Source organism: Kineococcus mangrovi (genome assembly GCF_041320705.1).
Taxonomy (GTDB): Bacteria; Actinomycetota; Actinomycetes; order Actinomycetales; family Kineococcaceae; genus Kineococcus; species Kineococcus mangrovi.
Genome location: NZ_JBGGTQ010000011.1, coordinates 100006 through 115334 on the forward strand (window position 1 = coordinate 100006; position 15329 = coordinate 115334).

General features: G+C 77.8%; 13 protein-coding genes. 5 read left to right on the plus strand and 8 right to left on the minus strand.

The genetic code is table 11. The annotated features are described in order from the left end of the window. Positions 1-5: 5 nt before the first annotated feature. Genes AB2L28_RS19635 through AB2L28_RS19645 form a run of 3 tightly spaced genes read right to left on the minus strand, consistent with a single transcriptional unit; the run spans position 6 to position 4334 of the window. The gene (locus AB2L28_RS19635; RefSeq protein WP_370720680.1) at positions 6-941 is read right to left on the minus strand and encodes a serine hydrolase domain-containing protein; all 936 of its coding nucleotides are present in this window, start codon (positions 939-941) and stop codon (positions 6-8) included. Between the two features lie 49 nt (positions 942-990). Then, positions 991-2772, minus strand: a complete 1782-nt coding sequence (locus AB2L28_RS19640) for an ABC transporter ATP-binding protein (protein WP_370720681.1) — start codon at positions 2770-2772, stop codon at positions 991-993. Positions 2773-2789: 17 nt separating this feature from the next. Further along, positions 2790-4334: an ABC transporter transmembrane domain-containing protein gene (locus AB2L28_RS19645; RefSeq protein ID WP_370720682.1), complete on the minus strand. Its 1545-nt coding sequence runs from the start codon at positions 4332-4334 to the stop codon at positions 2790-2792. Positions 4335-4563: 229 nt separating this feature from the next. Here AB2L28_RS19645 and AB2L28_RS19650 point away from each other — a divergent pair, with 229 nt between their 5' ends. Beyond that, positions 4564-4932: a hypothetical protein gene (locus tag AB2L28_RS19650; RefSeq protein WP_370720683.1), complete on the plus strand. Its 369-nt coding sequence runs from the start codon at positions 4564-4566 to the stop codon at positions 4930-4932. Positions 4933-5048: 116 nt separating this feature from the next. On the opposite strand, the gene AB2L28_RS19655 is transcribed toward AB2L28_RS19650, so the two are convergent. From AB2L28_RS19655 to AB2L28_RS19675, 5 genes are read right to left on the minus strand one after another with little or no spacing between them, the layout of a single operon-like run. After that, the gene (locus tag AB2L28_RS19655) at positions 5049-6350 is read right to left on the minus strand and encodes a DUF58 domain-containing protein (RefSeq protein WP_370720684.1); all 1302 of its coding nucleotides are present in this window, start codon (positions 6348-6350) and stop codon (positions 5049-5051) included. Between the two features lies 1 nt (position 6351). Continuing rightward, positions 6352-7329, minus strand: coding sequence for an AAA family ATPase (locus AB2L28_RS19660; protein ID WP_370720685.1), 978 nt, complete (start codon positions 7327-7329; stop codon positions 6352-6354). After that, entirely contained in the window at positions 7326-8534 is a 1209-nt protein-coding gene (locus AB2L28_RS19665; protein ID WP_370720686.1) for a DUF4350 domain-containing protein, read from the minus strand. The genes AB2L28_RS19660 and AB2L28_RS19665 overlap by 4 nt, the downstream gene beginning before the upstream one ends. Beyond that, positions 8531-9193, minus strand: a complete 663-nt coding sequence (locus AB2L28_RS19670; protein ID WP_370720687.1) for a DUF4129 domain-containing protein — start codon at positions 9191-9193, stop codon at positions 8531-8533. Before AB2L28_RS19670 ends, AB2L28_RS19665 begins: the two co-directional genes overlap by 4 nt. A gap of 7 nt (positions 9194-9200) precedes the next feature. After that, positions 9201-10316, minus strand: coding sequence for a glycerophosphoryl diester phosphodiesterase membrane domain-containing protein (locus AB2L28_RS19675; protein WP_370720688.1), 1116 nt, complete (start codon positions 10314-10316; stop codon positions 9201-9203). A 120-nt stretch (positions 10317-10436) separates the two neighbouring features. Between AB2L28_RS19675 and mtrA the strand changes: the two genes are divergently transcribed. From mtrA to AB2L28_RS19695, 4 genes are all read left to right on the plus strand, one after another. Beyond that, positions 10437-11114, plus strand: coding sequence for an MtrAB system response regulator MtrA (gene mtrA / locus AB2L28_RS19680; RefSeq protein ID WP_370720689.1), 678 nt, complete (start codon positions 10437-10439; stop codon positions 11112-11114). A 28-nt stretch (positions 11115-11142) separates the two neighbouring features. Beyond that, the gene (gene mtrB / locus AB2L28_RS19685) at positions 11143-12744 is read left to right on the plus strand and encodes an MtrAB system histidine kinase MtrB (RefSeq protein WP_370720690.1); all 1602 of its coding nucleotides are present in this window, start codon (positions 11143-11145) and stop codon (positions 12742-12744) included. After that, positions 12741-14453 (plus strand): LpqB family beta-propeller domain-containing protein, encoded by a 1713-nt coding sequence (locus AB2L28_RS19690; protein WP_370720691.1) that lies wholly within the window; start codon positions 12741-12743, stop codon positions 14451-14453. Before mtrB ends, AB2L28_RS19690 begins: the two co-directional genes overlap by 4 nt. Before the next feature lie 64 nt (positions 14454-14517). Then, positions 14518-15189, plus strand: coding sequence for a ComF family protein (locus tag AB2L28_RS19695; RefSeq protein WP_370720692.1), 672 nt, complete (start codon positions 14518-14520; stop codon positions 15187-15189). Positions 15190-15329 lie beyond the last annotated feature (140 nt).

Here is a 15329-nt window from a genome sequence, read left to right on the forward strand (position 1 = left end):
CGCGATCATGGCGGTGGCACCAGCCGCAGCGCCAGGGACTTGCGGAACGGCGCGAGGTCGACGAGCGCGCGGTCGGGGTGGACGCGGTTCGTCAGCAGGACCAGGCACGTCCCGGCCCCCGGGTCCAGCAGCAGCGACGTCCCGGTGAACCCCGTGTGCCCGCGCTGGGTCGGGGCGGCCATCCACGTCGGGTCGCCCGTCCGCAACCCCTCGCCGACCTCCAGCGTGCCCGCCAGCAGCGCGCGGCCCAGGGCCAGGACGTCCTCGGCCGTGCCGAACAACCCGGCGTTGCCCGCCGGCCGGGCCAGGGACCGGGCGAACTCGTCGTGCACGACCCCGCGCGGCGTCCCGGCCTCCGTGGCGAGCACGGGCCCCGCGGCGGGCCGGTCGGCGAGCCCCCAGTCCAGCCCCGGGGTCCCGAGCGGGCCGCTGACGAAGTCCTCGACGAGGGAGTCCAGCCCCTGCCCCGTCGCCTCCTCCAGCAGGTGCCCGAGGGTGACGAACCCCACGCAGGAGTAGCGGAAGACCCGCCCCGGCGCCGACGCCAGGGGGGTGTCCAGGGCGCGCTGCAACCGCTGCGCCGGGCGCAGGTCGGTGCGGCGCCAGACGTCGGACTGCGCGGGCAGCCCCGAGGTGTGCGCCACGAGCTGGCGCGGGGTGAACCCCCGCTCGGTGGGCCGGTCGAGGTCGACCGCGCCGACGTCGGCGAGGGCGTGGGCGACGGCGGCCACGGCCACCTTCGTCAGCGACGCGAGGTCGGCGCGGGTCCGGGCCTGCACGGGGGTGTCGTCGTCCCGCGCGAGGGTTCCCGCGACCGCCCGGTGGACGCGTCCGGTGGCGTCGGCGAAGGCGGCGGTGGCACCCGTGAACGACCGGCGGCGCACACCGTCGGCCAGCGCGTCGCGCAGGACGTCGCCGGGGGAGGGGTCCGGGCCGGGCACGGGGCGCACGCTACGCCGCCCCGCACCGCCCACCCGCGGACCGGGCGGCTCAGGTGGGCAGCGCCGACCGCGACCACGTCTCCCACAGGCGCGCGTACCGACCGCCGAGGGCGAGCAGCTCGTCGTGGGTGCCGAGCTCCTCGACCCGTCCCGCGGCGACGACGACGATCCGGTCGCAGACGGCGGCCTGGCTGAGCCGGTGCGCGACGACCAGGGCGGTGCGCCCGCGCACGACCGCGACGGCCGCCTGCTCCAGGTCCCGGGCCCCGGCGCTGCCGGCCTCGGCGGTCGCCTCGTCGAGGACGACGACGGGCGGGTCGCGCAGCACGAGCCGGGCCAGGGCCAGCTGCTGGGCCCGGGCGGGTGGCAGCGGCAGCTCACCGGGCCCGACGCGGGTGTCCAGGCCGCCCGGCAGCGCGGCCACCCAGTCCTGCGCGCCGACGACCGCGAGCGCCGCGTGCACCTGCGCGTCGCCGGCGCCGGGACGGGCCAGGGTGAGGTCCTCGCGCAGGGTGCCGGTGAAGACGTGGGACTCCTGGGCGATGACCCCGATGCGCTCGCGGACGGCCTCGGCGTCGAGGTCGGTGAGGTCGGCCGAACCCCGCGGCCCGGTCAGCGTCACGGTGCCGGCCGTGGCGGGGAACACCCCGGCGACGAGCGCGGCGAGCGTGGTCTTGCCCGCGCCGCTCTCGCCGACGACGGCGAGGGAGGTCCCGGCGGGCACGTCGAGGTCGACGTCGCGCAGGACGGGCACGGCCCCGGGACGTTCGTCGTAGACGTGCCGCAGCCCCCGGACGACCAGCCCGACCCGCTCGCGGGGGGCGCGGGCCAGCACCGCCGGGTCCGCGGGCGGGTCGGCGGGCAGGTCGACGACGCCCACGAGCCGGTTGAGGGCGGCGGCCGCCCGGGAGACCTCGTCGAAGGACAGCAGCAGCGTGCCCAGCGGGCCGAACAACCGGTGGAACAGCAGTGCCGCGGCGGTGACGGCCCCGACGGTGACGACGTCGCCGCGCACGAGCCAGAACCCCGTGAGCAGCAGCGCGGACAACCCGACCGCCTCGGCGCCGTTCATCGACATGGAGAACCGCGCGAACGTGCGCAGGGCCGCGCGGGAGGCCCCGACCGTGCGCTGGGAGGCGACCGCCACCCGGTCGCCCTGCAGGTCGGCCATCCCGTACGCGTGGACGGTGGGGGCGCCGTGCAGGGACTGCAGGACGACCTGCGAGCGCGCCGCCGCCACCGAGCGCTCGGCGGCGTAGAGGGGCCCGGCCTTCGGCAGGTACCAGCGCAGGCTGCCGGCGTAGACGGGGAAGACGACGCAGAAGGCCAGCGCGAGGCGCCAGTCCAGGGACAGGAACCCGACGGCGGACAGCAGGACGGTGACGAGGGCGGTCAGGACGTTCGCGCCGAGCTGCACCGAGGCGGTGAACAGCTCCACGTCCTCGGTGACGCGGGAGGCCACGTCGCCGGCCCCGGCCCGTTCCAGGACGCGCGGGCTCATCCGCAGCGAGCGGTCCACGACGCGTTCGCGCAGGTCGGCGGCGACGGCCGCGCCGAGGCGTTCGGCGTCGCGGCGGGCCAGGGCCGTCGTGAGGGCGGTCAGCAGCGCCACGACGGACAGCTGCGCGACGAGCGGGGTCAGCGACTGCCCGGCCCGGACGACGTCGACGGCCCGGCCCAGCAGCAGGGGCAGCGCGACGGTCCCGGCGCTGGAGAGCAGGGTCGTCGTCAGGGCGCGGACGAGGTCGGCCCGGTGGGCGGCGGCCGTCCGCCACAGCACGGCCGCCGAGCGCCGGCCCGGGGCGACGGGCAGCGCCACGGGTCCCGCCACGGACCCCGTCGTCGCGCTCACCGCGTCACCGCCGCGGCGTAGTCGGGGTCCTCGAGGAGGTCGTGGTGGGTCCCGGTGGCGTGCCGGCCGCCGGCGGTCAGCAGCACGACGCGGTCGCAGCGCGAGAGCAGCAGCGGGGAGGACGTCACGAGGACGGTCGTCCCCGCCCCGGCCCGCAGGCCCCGCACGCCCGCCGCGACGCGGTCCTCGGTGACGGCGTCCAGGGCCGTCGTGGGGTCGCGCAGGACGAGCAGCTCGCGGTCGGCGGCCAGGGCCCGGGCCAGGCCGATGCGCTGGCGCTGCCCGCCGGAGACGTTCGTCCCGCCGTCGTGCAGCGCCAGGTCGAGGTCGGCCGGTGCGGCCGCCGCCTCCAGGGCCGCGGTCAGCGGGACCCCGCGGCCGGCCGGCACCGGGCCGGAGGCGAGGGCGTCGGCGACGGTCCGGCCGAGCAGGACGGTGTGCGCGGGTTCGACGAGCGCCCCGGGGACGGCGGCGAAGGCGGCCGTGACGGCGTCGGCGGTGGCGGTGTCGGTCGTCACGACGCCGAGGACCTCCCCGGCGACGGTCGGGACGGGCACGGGGACGGGCGGGGCCGGGGAGTCGTCCGGCGGCCGGCGCGGGCCGCCGGGGCGCAGCAGCTCGGCGACGCGGCGGGCTCCGGCCCGGGACACGGCGAGCTGCTGGACGCAGAAGCTGATGTTGCGCACCGGGTCGGCGAGGAAGCTCGCCATCCCGACGACGGTGACGAACTCCCCGACGTCGAGCCGTCCGCGGGCCACGAAGGTGCCCGCGACGGCGGCCGTGGCGACGAGGACGGCGCCCGTGGCCAGGGTGCTGACCCCGACGACGACGGACGTCGCCCCGGCCGCCCCGACGGCCGCCCGGCGAGACAGGGAGCTGGCGTGGTGGTAGCGGCGCACGGCCTCCGGGACGCCGCCGAACCCGCGCAGGGGCCGCAGCCCGGCGAGCAGGTCGGCCGCGACGGCGGCGGCCAGCCCGGCCGTGCGCTGCCGGTCGTGCACCCGCGCCTCCAGGCGCGGGGTGAGGGCCTGCAGCCCCAGGACCAGCAGCGGCACCGCGACGAGCAGCCCGAGCCCGAGGGCCACGTCGATGCGCAGCAGGACGACGGCGGCGACGAGCAGGCCGAAGCAGCCCGAGGCGAGGAAGCTGACGAGGCCGAGGGCCTCGGCGGTGTGCCGGGTGTCCGAGGTCGCCACGGACAGGGCGTCCCCGACCTGCCGGTCGCGCAGGACGGCCGGATCGCGCAGGACGGCGCGGACGACGGCGGTCCGCAGGTGGTGGGCCTCGTCGAACTGGGCGCGGTCGATCACCCAGAACGCGAACGTGCCCGCCGAGCTGAGGACGGCGAAGAGCACGAGCACCCCGGCCACGGACAGCGCGATCGCGCCGACGTCACCGGTGGCGACGGCGCGGGCGACGGCCAGGCCGATCGCGACGGGGACGAGGGCTTCGCACGTCTGGTGGACCATCGAGGACCCGCAACCGACGGCGACCGCCCGACGGTGCCGGCGCAGCACGTCGAGGACGGGACGGGAGGACATCGGGACGGGCTCCATCGGGCTCGGTGCGGTGGGGTGTGAGGGTGACCTTACCTGCTCAGCCGGGTCGGGGTCCGCCCGCCGGGGGCGCGGTGTTGGGCCGGAAGCGGTAACCCCGCGGGCGACGCTTCACCGCGCCGGGGCCGGGGCCGATGGTGCAGTGGCGGGGGCGGACGCCCCCGTCCGGATCTCACCGCAGACCGCACACCGGACCGCACACCAGGAGGACCCCGTGGCCACCGTCGACGAAACGCTCAAGGGCGCGCTCGAGATCGAGGGGGCCATCGCGGCCGCCCTCGTCGACTACGAGTCGGGCATGTGCCTGGGGTCCGCCGGGGGCGGCACCCTGGACCTGGAGATCGCCGCCGCCGGGAACACCGACGTCGTGCGCGCCGAGCTGCGCACCCTGCAGCGCCTGGGCCTGGACGACACCCCCGAGGACGTCCTCGCCACGCTCGGCACGCAGTTCCACCTCATCCGCCTGCTGCAGAGCAAGAACGGGCAGGGCCTGTTCCTCTACCTCGTCCTGGACCGCGGCCGCGCGAACCTGGCGATGGCTCGCCGCCTGCTCACGGTGCTGGAGCGCGGCATCGAACTCTGAACCGCGCCCGGTCCCGCACCGGTCCCGCACTCGGTCCCACGCCGTCGCAGCCGTGGGACCGGCGTGGCGGTCGTCAGGGCGACCCCGGTGCCGTCCTCACCTCCGTCCTCACGTCCTCAGAGCCGGCCCGCCGCCTTCAGCGCCAGGTACCGGTCCGCCAGCGCCGGAGCCAGCTCGTCCGGCCCGGCGTGCACGACCTCCACGCCCAGCCGCGTCAGCAGCCGCGCGGTCCGGTCGCGCGTCGCGGTGGCCGTCTCGGCGGCGGCGGCGGTGTAGACGGCCTCGGCGTCCGAGCGGCCCCGGGCCAGCGCCCGCAGGGCGGGGTCGTCGACCGCGGCGAGCACGACGGTGTGCCGCGTCGCGAGCTGCTCCAGCACGCCGAGCAGCCCGGAGTCCAGCACGGAGGAGTCCAGCGCGGTGAGCAGCACCACGAGCGCGCGCTGGCGGACGGTCGTGCGCACCTCGGTCGCCACCGCGTCCCAGTCCGCCTCCACGAGGGAGGGTTCCAGCGGGGCGAGGGCCTCGACGAGGGAGGGCAGCAGGTCCCCGCGCGAGCTCCCGCGCACCCGCGCCCGCACCCGCCGGTCGTGGGCGACGAGGTCGACGCGGTCCCCGGCGCGGGCGGCGAGCGCGGCGGTCAGCAGCGCGGCCTCGATCTGCGCGTCGAGCCGGGCGGTGGGGTGCTCACCGTCCAGGCGGGCGGCCGACGTGCGGGAGGTGTCGACGACCAGGAGGACCCGCCGGTCCCGCTCGGGGCGCCAGGTCCGCACGACGACGGCCTGCCGGCGGGCGCTGGCCCGCCAGTCGATGGAGCGCACGTCGTCGCCGTCGACGTAGTCGCGCAGGGAGTCGAACTCGGTGCCCTGGCCGCGGTGCTGCACGGCGCTGCGCCCGTCCAGCTCCCGCAGCCGCGCCAGCCGGGACGGCAGGTGCCGGCGGGAGGTGAAGGGCGGCAGGACGCGCAACCGCCCGGGCACGGGCGCCGACCGCTGCCGCGCCGCCAGGCCCAGCGGGCCGCGCGAACGCACGGTCACGCGGTCGGCGAGCCGGTCGCCGCGGCGGGTGGGGACCAGCTCGACGGCGAACCGCCGCCGTTCCCCGGCCGGCACGTCGAGGGCGTGCCGGGTGCGCCGGGCCCCGGCCGAGGGCACCCACGCGTCGCGCAGCACCCCGCGCAGCCGCTTCGCGCCCACGTTCTGCACCGTGAGCTCGGTCGTGCGGGGTTCACCCAGCCGCACGGCCGGCACCGGTGCCCGCACCACGCTCAACCGCGCGGGTGAGGGGGCCAGGACGACGTCGAGCCCGACGAGCACGACGCAGACGGCCGTCCAGACGCCGACCGCGGCCCACCCGGGCCAGGCCACGACGAGGACCAGGCCGGCCAGGGCCAGCCAGACGGCGCGTCCGGTGAGCGCCACGTCAGCGCGGGACCGGGACGGAGCCGAGGACGGAGTCCAGCACCGCGTCGACGCTCACGCCGTCCAGCTCGGCCTCCGGGCGCAGCTGGACGCGGTGCCGCAGGGTCGGGCGGGCCAGGGACTTCACGTCGTCGGGGGAGACGTAGTCGCGCCCCGACAGCCACGCCCACGCCCGCGCCGTCGCCAGCAGCGACGTCGCCCCGCGCGGGGAGACGCCGAGGGCCAGCGAGGGGGACTCCCGCGTCGCCCGGCACACGTCGACGACGTACCCGAGCACCTCGCGCGAGCACTGCACGCGGCGGACGGCGTCGGCGGCGATGGCCAGCTGCTCCGGCGTCGCCACGGCCCGCACCCCGGCCGCGGCCAGGTCGCGGGGGTCGAACCCCGTGGCGTGCCGGGCCAGCACCTCCACCTCGTCCTCGCGGGGGGGCAGCGGCAGCGTCAGCTTCAGCAGGAACCGGTCCAGCTGCGCCTCCGGCAGCGGGTAGGTGCCCTCGTACTCGACGGGGTTCTGGGTCGCGGCGACGATGAACGGGTCGGGCAGCCGGCGCGGTTCGCCCTCGACGGAGACCTGCTTCTCCTCCATCGCCTCCAGCAGCGAGGCCTGCGTCTTCGGCGGCGTCCGGTTGATCTCGTCGGCGAGCAGGATGTTCGTGAACACCGGGCCCTCGCGGAAGGAGAACCGCGAGCTCTGGGCGTCGTAGACGAGGGAGCCCGTGACGTCGCCCGGCATGAGGTCGGGGGTGAACTGCACGCGCTTGGTGTCCAGGGCCAGCGAGGCCGACAGGCTGCGCACGAGCAGCGTCTTGGCCACGCCCGGGACGCCTTCCAGCAGCACGTGGCCGCGGCACAGGACGGCGATGACGAGGCCGGTGACGGCCGCGTCCTGGCCGACGACGGCCTTGGCCACCTCCTGCCGGACGGCGCGCAGGGCCTGCCGCGCGTCCTCGACGGCCTCGGTCGAGGGGGTTTCGCTCACGGGGTGTCCTCCGGTCGGGTGGTGCGGGACGGGTGCGTCGGGGGGGCCTGCGCCGAGGTGGGGCCCGACCCGGCCCGCACGTCCCGTTCGAGGGCGTCCAGGTCCAGGGCCAGCCGCACGAGGGCGGGGTCGTCGCGGGGGTCGGCCCCGGCCAGGAGCTCGTGCACGGCGGGTGCGGGACGGCCCGTCACCCACGCCACCTGGTCGGCCACGTCGGGCACGCCGGCCCGCGGGTCCAGCCCCGTCCAGGCGCGCAGGCGGCGCAGCGTCGCCTCCCGCAGCGCCTGCGCGGCCCGGCCGGCGGCGCGGGCGCTGGCGTAGAGGCGGCCGTGACCCTCGACGGTCTCGGCGGCGCGCACGAGGACGGGCAGCGGCTCGCTGACGAGCCGGCCCAGGCGCCGGCCCCGCCACAGCAGCAGGACGGCGCCGGCCAGGGCGAGGACGGCGACCGAGGGCCACAGCCACGGCGGCAGCAGCGCCGTGAGCGGGACGGTGGGGGAGTCGGTGTCGAGCGGGTCCGGCAGGTACCAGACCAGGTCCCGGTGCGCCCCGAGCGTCCACAGCGCCAGGGCGGCGTTCCCGTCCTGCGCCACCCACCGGTTCGTCAGCAGCGAGGGCTGCCCCACGACGGTGAGGGTGCCGGGACCCTCGCGCAGCGGGCCCTGGACGTAGGACCCCCCGTAGCAGGCGGTCGCGCCGTCGGAGGCGGCGTACGTGGGCCCACCGGCGCGGGCCGGGCCGGCGGCGCGGGCCGCGGGCAGGTCGCACCCGGGGTCGCGCACGCCCGTCCGGGCCTCGCCCGTCGCGCGGACCGCCCCCGTCAGCGCCTCCAGGGTCCCGGCGTCCGGCCGCAGCAGGACGAGGTCGGCGCCGCTGGCGGCGAGGCGGTCCCACCGCTGCGCCGACAGCAGGTCCGGTCGCGTCACCAGCAGCGTGACGTCGTCCGCGGCGCCGAGCCCGCCCAGCGCGGCGTCGAAGCTGCGGGCCTGGTCGACCCGCACCCCCTGCTCGGCCAGCACCCGGGCCACGGCGCGACCACCGGAGGGGGCGGCCGACTCCGGGGAGAAGACGGCCTCGTCGGTGCGCGGGGTGAGCAGGGTGACGAGCACCGCCGTCGCGACGAGCGCGAGGACCAGCAGGGCGGCGCCGCGGTGGCGGCGCACCAGCCCCGCCGCACCGCCGGCGCGTCCGGTCCCAGCGCTCACGCGCGCGGCCCGGCGGTGGCGTCGAGGGCGACGGGGCGGGCGGCGCCGACCCGGCGCACGACCTCGCGCAGGTCGTCGTCGGTGCCGGCGGTGGCGGGGCGACCGCCGTAGCGGACGTCCTCGAACGTGCGCGCGGCCCGGTGCAGCGCGGCCGCGCAGTCCGGCAGCGCACCGCCGGCCTCGGCGGCGATCTCGGCGGCGGTGCGGCCGGGGCGGACGTCGAGCAGGGCCCGCTCCTCCAGCGAGCGCACCAGGCCGCGGAAGCGCTCGGCGACGGCGAGGGCGTGCTCACCGGCGGCGGCCGCGGCGTCGGCGCGGGCGAAGTGCGCCGAGGCGGGTTCGGGGGCGGCCTCGAAGACGGGGCCCTGCGGGGACTGCCGGGCGCTGCGGCGCAGCGGTCCCCCCACGAGCAGGACGACGGCCGCGAGCGCGACCAGGAGCACGACGACGACCAGGACGGAGGTCCAGCCCGTCCCCAGGCCCGGCACCGAGACCTCCTGCAGCCGCTCCCACAGCCAGGACCAGGCGCGCGCCAGCCACGACCCCTGCGACTGGCGGTACTCCGGGCCCGCCAGCTCCCGGGCGAGCCACCCGCGCGCGCCGGCGCGGTCCGGCCGCACCGGCACCTCCGTCGAGAGCGCGGGCAACCCCGTCAGCACGAGGGCCTCACCGCAGCGAGGCCCGGTGCAGCTCGACGTCCAGGCCCTCGCGCCGCATCCGCAGGTCCACGTAGAGCAGCGCCGTGACTGAGGCGAGGAAGGGGTACGCCACGATGCTGCCGACCATCGAGCCGAGCGTCGTGATCGACTGCTGCACCAGGACGGCGCCCGTGCTCGCGGGGTCCCCGACGGCGGCCGAGACGATCCCGCCGACGAGGCTGAACGGGAAGCCGACCGCGGCGACGACGGCGTACACCACGGCCGCGGTGAGCAGCTGGATGCCGAACAGGCGCCAGAACGAGCGGCGGGTCAGCCGGAAGGAGCGCCGCAGGGCGGCGCCGATCCCCAGTTCCTCCAGCAGCATCGCCGGCGTGGCCATCGACCACTTCACCCACAGGTACGCGGCGCCGACGGCCCACGCCAGGGCCCCGAGCACCGCGGCCGCGACGCCCAGGCCGATCCCGGTGCCGGAGTCGGCGAACACCAGCAGCAGGACCCCCGGCGCCAGCGTCACCAGCCCGACGAGCAGCGAGGCCAGGGAGACGACGAGGGAGAGCCCGACGAGCCGCAGGACCCGCGGCCGGCACACCCGCCACAGCTCGGCGAACCCGACCGTGCGGCCCAGGACGGCGCGGCTGACGCTCGTGATGAGCATCCCGTTGAGCACCTGCACGGCCACGAGCTGCAGCACGACGCTCACCCCGATCAGCGGCAGCGAGCGCTGGACCAGGGAGAACACCTCGTCCGCGCTCACGCCGGCGGGGCCCGCCTCGAGGCGGTCGAGCAGGCCCATGGCGTCCCGGGTGGTGACGACGGAGGCGAGGAGGCTGACGAGGGAGGTGGCGACGACGACGATCGCCGACAACCCCACCATCACCTTCGGGTTCTGCCGGAAGGCGCGGAACGCCCCGTCCCAGACCTCCCCGAGCCCCAGCGGGCGCAGGGGCACGATCCCGGGGCGCGGGGCCGGCGCGCGGGACGACCCGGGACCGGCGCCACCGGCCGGGCCGCCGGGCGCGGTCCCCCAGCCGCTCACCGGCGCGGCGGGGGCGGGTTCACCGGGACCGCGCGCACCCCGCGCACCGGCGCCGTCGTCCGGCCGCTGCCACTGCTCGTCCCCCATGCTCCGACATCGTGCCAGAGGGCGTCGGCGCGGTCGGGGGAGCCAGGAGGTGGACCCCCGCGCGGCGCGGCGCGGCGTGGTGATCACCCGCGGACGCGCCGCGCGAGGCAGGATGACCCCATGAGGGGACGCGTGCTCGTGGTGGACGACGACACCGCGCTCGCCGAGATGCTCGGGATCGTGCTGCAGGGCGAGGGGCTGGAGACGCGCTTCTGCGCCGACGGGGACGAGGCGTTGGCGGCGTTCCGCTCCACGCGGCCCGACGTCGTGCTGCTCGACCTGATGCTGCCCGGCACCGACGGCATGGAGGTGTGCCGGCAGATCCGCGCCGAGTCCGGGGTGCCGATCGTCATGCTGACGGCCAAGAGCGACACGGTCGACGTCGTGCTGGGCCTGGAGGCCGGCGCCGACGACTACGTCGTCAAACCGTTCAAGCCCAAGGAGCTCGTGGCCCGCGTCCGGGCGCGGCTGCGCACGGCGGGCGAACGCCCGCCCGAGACCCTGCGCATCGGCGACCTGACCGTCGACGTCGCGGGGCACTCCGTGCGCCGCGACGGCCGCTCGCTGCCGCTGACCCCCCTGGAGTTCGAGCTGCTCGTCACCCTGGCCCGCAAGCCCTGGCAGGCGTTCACCCGCGAACTCCTGCTCGAACAGGTCTGGGGCTACCGGCACGCGGCCGACACCCGCCTGGTCAACGTCCACGTCCAGCGGTTGCGCTCCAAGATCGAGCGCGACCCCGAGCACCCCGAGATCGTCGTGACCGTGCGCGGGGTGGGGTACCGCGCCGGGCCGCTGTGACGGCGGCGACGAGCGCGGGGACCTGAGGGTGGGACGGCTGCTGGCCCGCTGGCGGGCCTCGCTGCAACTGCGCGTCGTCGTCCTGACGACCATGCTCGGCCTCGCCGTCGTCGTCGGGGTGGGCTCGTTCCTGCTCGACGGGATCGCCGACGGCCTCGTCGCCGAGCGGCAACGGGTGGCGCTGGCCGACGCCGCGCGCAGCGCGCAGACGGCCCAGCAGCAGTTCGACGCGGCCACCACCACGAGCTCGGCCGAGGTCGAGCAGCTCGCCGGGGACGTCGTCTCGTCCCTGGAGGGCGCGGGCCCGGACCGCGTGCGGGGGGTCGTCCTGCTGCGCGCGACGGGTGCCCCCGACACCGCCGCCAGCGGTCAGGTCGTCGTGCGCGACGTGGCCTCCGAGGGGCTCGACGCCGCGGACGTGCCGATGGCGCTGCGCCGGGCCGTGGTGGCCTCGGACGTGCAGCAGCTGCAGATCGTCGACCTGCCCGACGCCTCCGGGGCCCCCAGCCTCGTCGTCGGCTCCACCGTCACCCTGCCGCGGGCGGGGGAGTACGAGCTGTACTTCGTCTACTCCCTGGCCAGCGAGGAGCAGACGGTCTCCCTGGTGCGCACCACGTTCGTCGGCGGCGGCATCGCGCTGGTCCTGCTCGTCGGCGCGGTCGCCTGGGTCGTCGCGCGCACGGTCGTCGAACCCGTGCGGGAGGCCGCCGGGACGGCCGAGCGCCTCACCGGCGGGCACCTCGACGAGCGGATGCGGGTGCGCGGCACCGACGACCTGGCTCGGCTGGCCCGCGCGTTCAACGAGATGGCCGCCGGGATGCAGCAGCACATCGAGCAGCTGGAGGAGCTGTCCCGCCTGCAGCGGCGGTTCGTCTCCGACGTCAGCCACGAGCTGCGCACCCCGCTGACCACGATCCGGATGGCCGGGGAGGTCCTGCACGACGCGCGGGAGGGCTTCGACCCCGCCTCGGCGCGGTCGGCCGAACTCCTGCTGACCCAGCTCGAACGGTTCGACACCCTGCTGTCGGACCTGCTGGAGATCTCCCGCTTCGACGCCGGAGCCGCCGCGCTGGAACCGGACGCGCAGGACGTGCGGGTCCTGGTGCACCACGTCGTGGAGTTCACCACCACCCTCGCCGACCGCCGGGGTTCGACGGTCTCGGTCGGCGAACCCGCCGGGCCCTGCACGGCCGAGGTGGACGCCCGGCGCATCGAGCGCGTCCTGCGCAACCTCGTCGGCAACGCGATCGAGCACGGCGAGGCCCGGCCCATCGAGGTCACCGTCGCCTGCGACGAGCACGCCGTCGCGGTGGGGGTGCGCGACCACGGGGTCGGGTTGCAGCCGCAGCAGCTGCCGCGGGTGTTCGACCGGTTCTGGCGCGCCGACCCCGCCCGCGCGCGCACCACCGGCGGCAGCGGGCTGGGGCTGGCCATCGCCCTGGAGGACACCCGGCTGCACGGCGGCTGGCTGGAGGTGTGGGGCAGACCCGGCCAGGGCTGCCACTTCGTCCTGACGGTCCCGCGGGTGGCGGGCCGCTCGCTGCGCTCCTCCCCGCTGCCGGTCGTGCCGCTCGGCTGGCGCGAACCCGTCGCGGCCCTGCCCGCCGGACCGGGGCGGGGGACCTCGTGAAGCGCCGCACCGCCCTCGGGGTCGCGGGGCTGCTGGCGCTCGCGGGCTGCGGCGGGGTGCCCCGTTCCAGCGACGTCGTCAGCGGTTCGCGCATCGAGGCCGACCCGCGGGTCGGCCTGCTGCAGGTCATCCCGGCCGGCCCGGTCCCCGAGGCCGGTCCCGTCGAGGTCGTGCGCGGTTTCCTGCGGGCCGCCGTCGGCGCCGACGACGACCACGCCGTCGCCCGGGAGTTCCTCACCGCCGACGCCGCGCAGTCCTGGCGCGCCGACGCCGCCACGACGGTCGTCGCCACCGGGCCGGACCTGTCCCTGGTCTCCCAGGACCCGACCGGGGCGGTCGTGTCGATCACGGTGACGGCGACGGCCGTCGTCGACGAGGCCGGGCACTACGTCGAGCAACCCCCCGGGGCGACGTCGACGCGACCGGTGCGGCTCGTGCGCGAGGACGGGCAGTGGCGGCTGGCCGAACCGGGCGACGGGATCGTCCTGACCGCGCTGGACGCCTCCCGCACGCTGCGGTCCTTCCCCGTCTTCTTCGTGACCGCCGGGCCGGCGCCGCGGCTGCTGGCCGACGTCCGCTGGTTCGGCTACGACTCCTCGGTCGCGACGCGCATCGTCCGGGCGCTGTTGCAGGGGCCCTCGGACTGGCTGGCCCCCGCCGTGGTCTCGGGGGCCCCGCGCGGTACGTCGCTGCGGGTGGGCACGGTGCCGGTCTCGGCCGGCACCGCGACGGTGGACCTGTCCGACCGGGTGCTGGAGGCCGGTCCGGCGCAGCGGGCGGTGCTGCTCGCGCAGCTGCGGGCCAGCCTCACCGGCCTGCCCGAGGTCTCCGACGTCACCGTCACCGTCGGCGGGGCCGAGCTGAGCCGCAGCGGGGCCCCGGGCGCGGACCTGCCCCGCTCGACCGTGCCCGTCGACACCCGCCTGGTCCTGCTGGGCCCGCAGGGGCTGTCCCGCTGGGACCGCGCGGGCGTGGTCCCGGTGGAGGGCACGGGGCCCGGCCTGGAACCCGGTGGCGGTGCCGCCCACCCCGCGGCCGGTTTCGACGGGTCGACCTACGCCGTGCTCACCGACGACGCCCGCGTCGTGCGGGTGCAGACCGTCGGCGGCCCCCTGCAGACGGCCGTGACCGGCCGCGGGCAGCTCGTGCCGCCCGCCGTCGACCGCTTCGGGTGGGTGTGGACCGCCGCGACCGCGGCCGGTCAGGACCCGCTCGTGGTCCCCGCCGCCGCGCCGTCCACCCCGGCGCAGGCGGTGCAGGCCCCCGCCGGCGGCCTCGGCGGGGAGCTGGTCCGGCTGCGCGTGGCCCGCGACGGGGCGCGGCTGCTCGTCGTCGCGCGGGACGAGGCGGGGGGCGTGCACGTGCGCGCGCACGGGATCGTCCGCGACGGCGCCGGCGTCCCGCTGCGGCTGGCCGGCGGCACCGCCGACCTCGCCCCCGGCGCCGGGGACGTCCTGGACGCCGCGTGGCTGGCCGACGACGCCGTGGTCCTGCTCGTGCGCGACGGGCAGGGCCGGACCGCGCCCGTGCTGACGCCGGTCTCCGGCCCGAGCAGCCGGTTGCCCGACGTCCCGGGCGCGGTCTCGCTGGCCGGCGGCTGGTCCGACCGCGACGTCGTCGTGGGGACCGGTGAGGGCAGGCTGCTCTCCCGCAGCGGCGGTGGCTGGATCGGCGTCGCCGACGGTCGCGACCCCTCCTACCCGGGGTGAGGTCGGGGTGCGGGCTGTGGACGGCCCCACCCGCTCCCGGCGCCGCCGCAGCAGGCTGGGCGACGTGTCCCCTCCCGCGCTCCCGGCCGCCCTGACCGCCGTGACCGACCTGGCCGACCTGGTGTGGCCGGCGCACTGCGCCGGGTGCGGCCGGCCCGGCCACGTCTGCTGCCCCCCGTGCTCCCGGGCGCTGCGGACGGGGGTCGTCACCGCCCTGCCCGACGGGACCCGCGTGCGCGGGTGCGCCCCGCACGACGGCCCGGCCCGGCAGCTGCTGCTGGCCGTCAAGGAGCGCGGGCGCGCCGAGGCCCGGCCCGTGCTGGCCCGGGCCCTGGCCGACCAGCTGGGCGAGCTCGTCCCCACCGGCCCCGTCCGCCTCGTCCCCGTCCCGACGCGCCGGGCCAGCCGCCGCGCCCGCGGCGGTGACCTCGTGGCCGACCTCGCCGCCCGGACGGCCCACCGGCTGCGGTCCACCGGCCGCGACGCCGGGGTGGAGCGGTGCCTGCGGCTGGTGCGCGCGGTGCACGACCAGACCGACCTCGACGCGTCCGGCCGCCGCGCCAACGTGCACGGCGCCTTCGCCCTGCGGGGCGCACCACCGACCGGTCCGTGCCTCGTCCTGGACGACGTCGCCACGACCACGGCGACGGCCCGGGAGGCCGTCCGGGCGTTGCGCGCCGGTGGCGTCCGGGTGGACGGCGTGCTGACGGTGACGCTCGCGCGGGTGGGCGGGTGAACCGGCCGCGGCGCTCGGGGGGAGGGCGCGTCCCACCTGGGCAGCCGGGGGGCGGGGGGTCTAGCGTTGGCCCATGGCGGCCAGCGACGGGGTCCGGGGCACCGCTCCCGAGGGTGCGCACCCCCTCTCCCACGCCTGCC

Excerpts from the sequence above, each read along its gene's own strand:
- mtrA (WP_370720689.1), top strand. The coding sequence starts at position 10,437 with ATGAGGGGACGCGTGCTCGTGGTGGACGACGACACCGCGCTCGCCGAG.
- AB2L28_RS19675 (WP_370720688.1), bottom strand. The coding sequence starts at position 10,316 with ATGGGGGACGAGCAGTGGCAGCGGCCGGACGACGGCGCCGGTGCGCGG.
- AB2L28_RS19645 (WP_370720682.1), bottom strand. The coding sequence starts at position 4,334 with ATGTCCTCCCGTCCCGTCCTCGACGTGCTGCGCCGGCACCGTCGGGCG.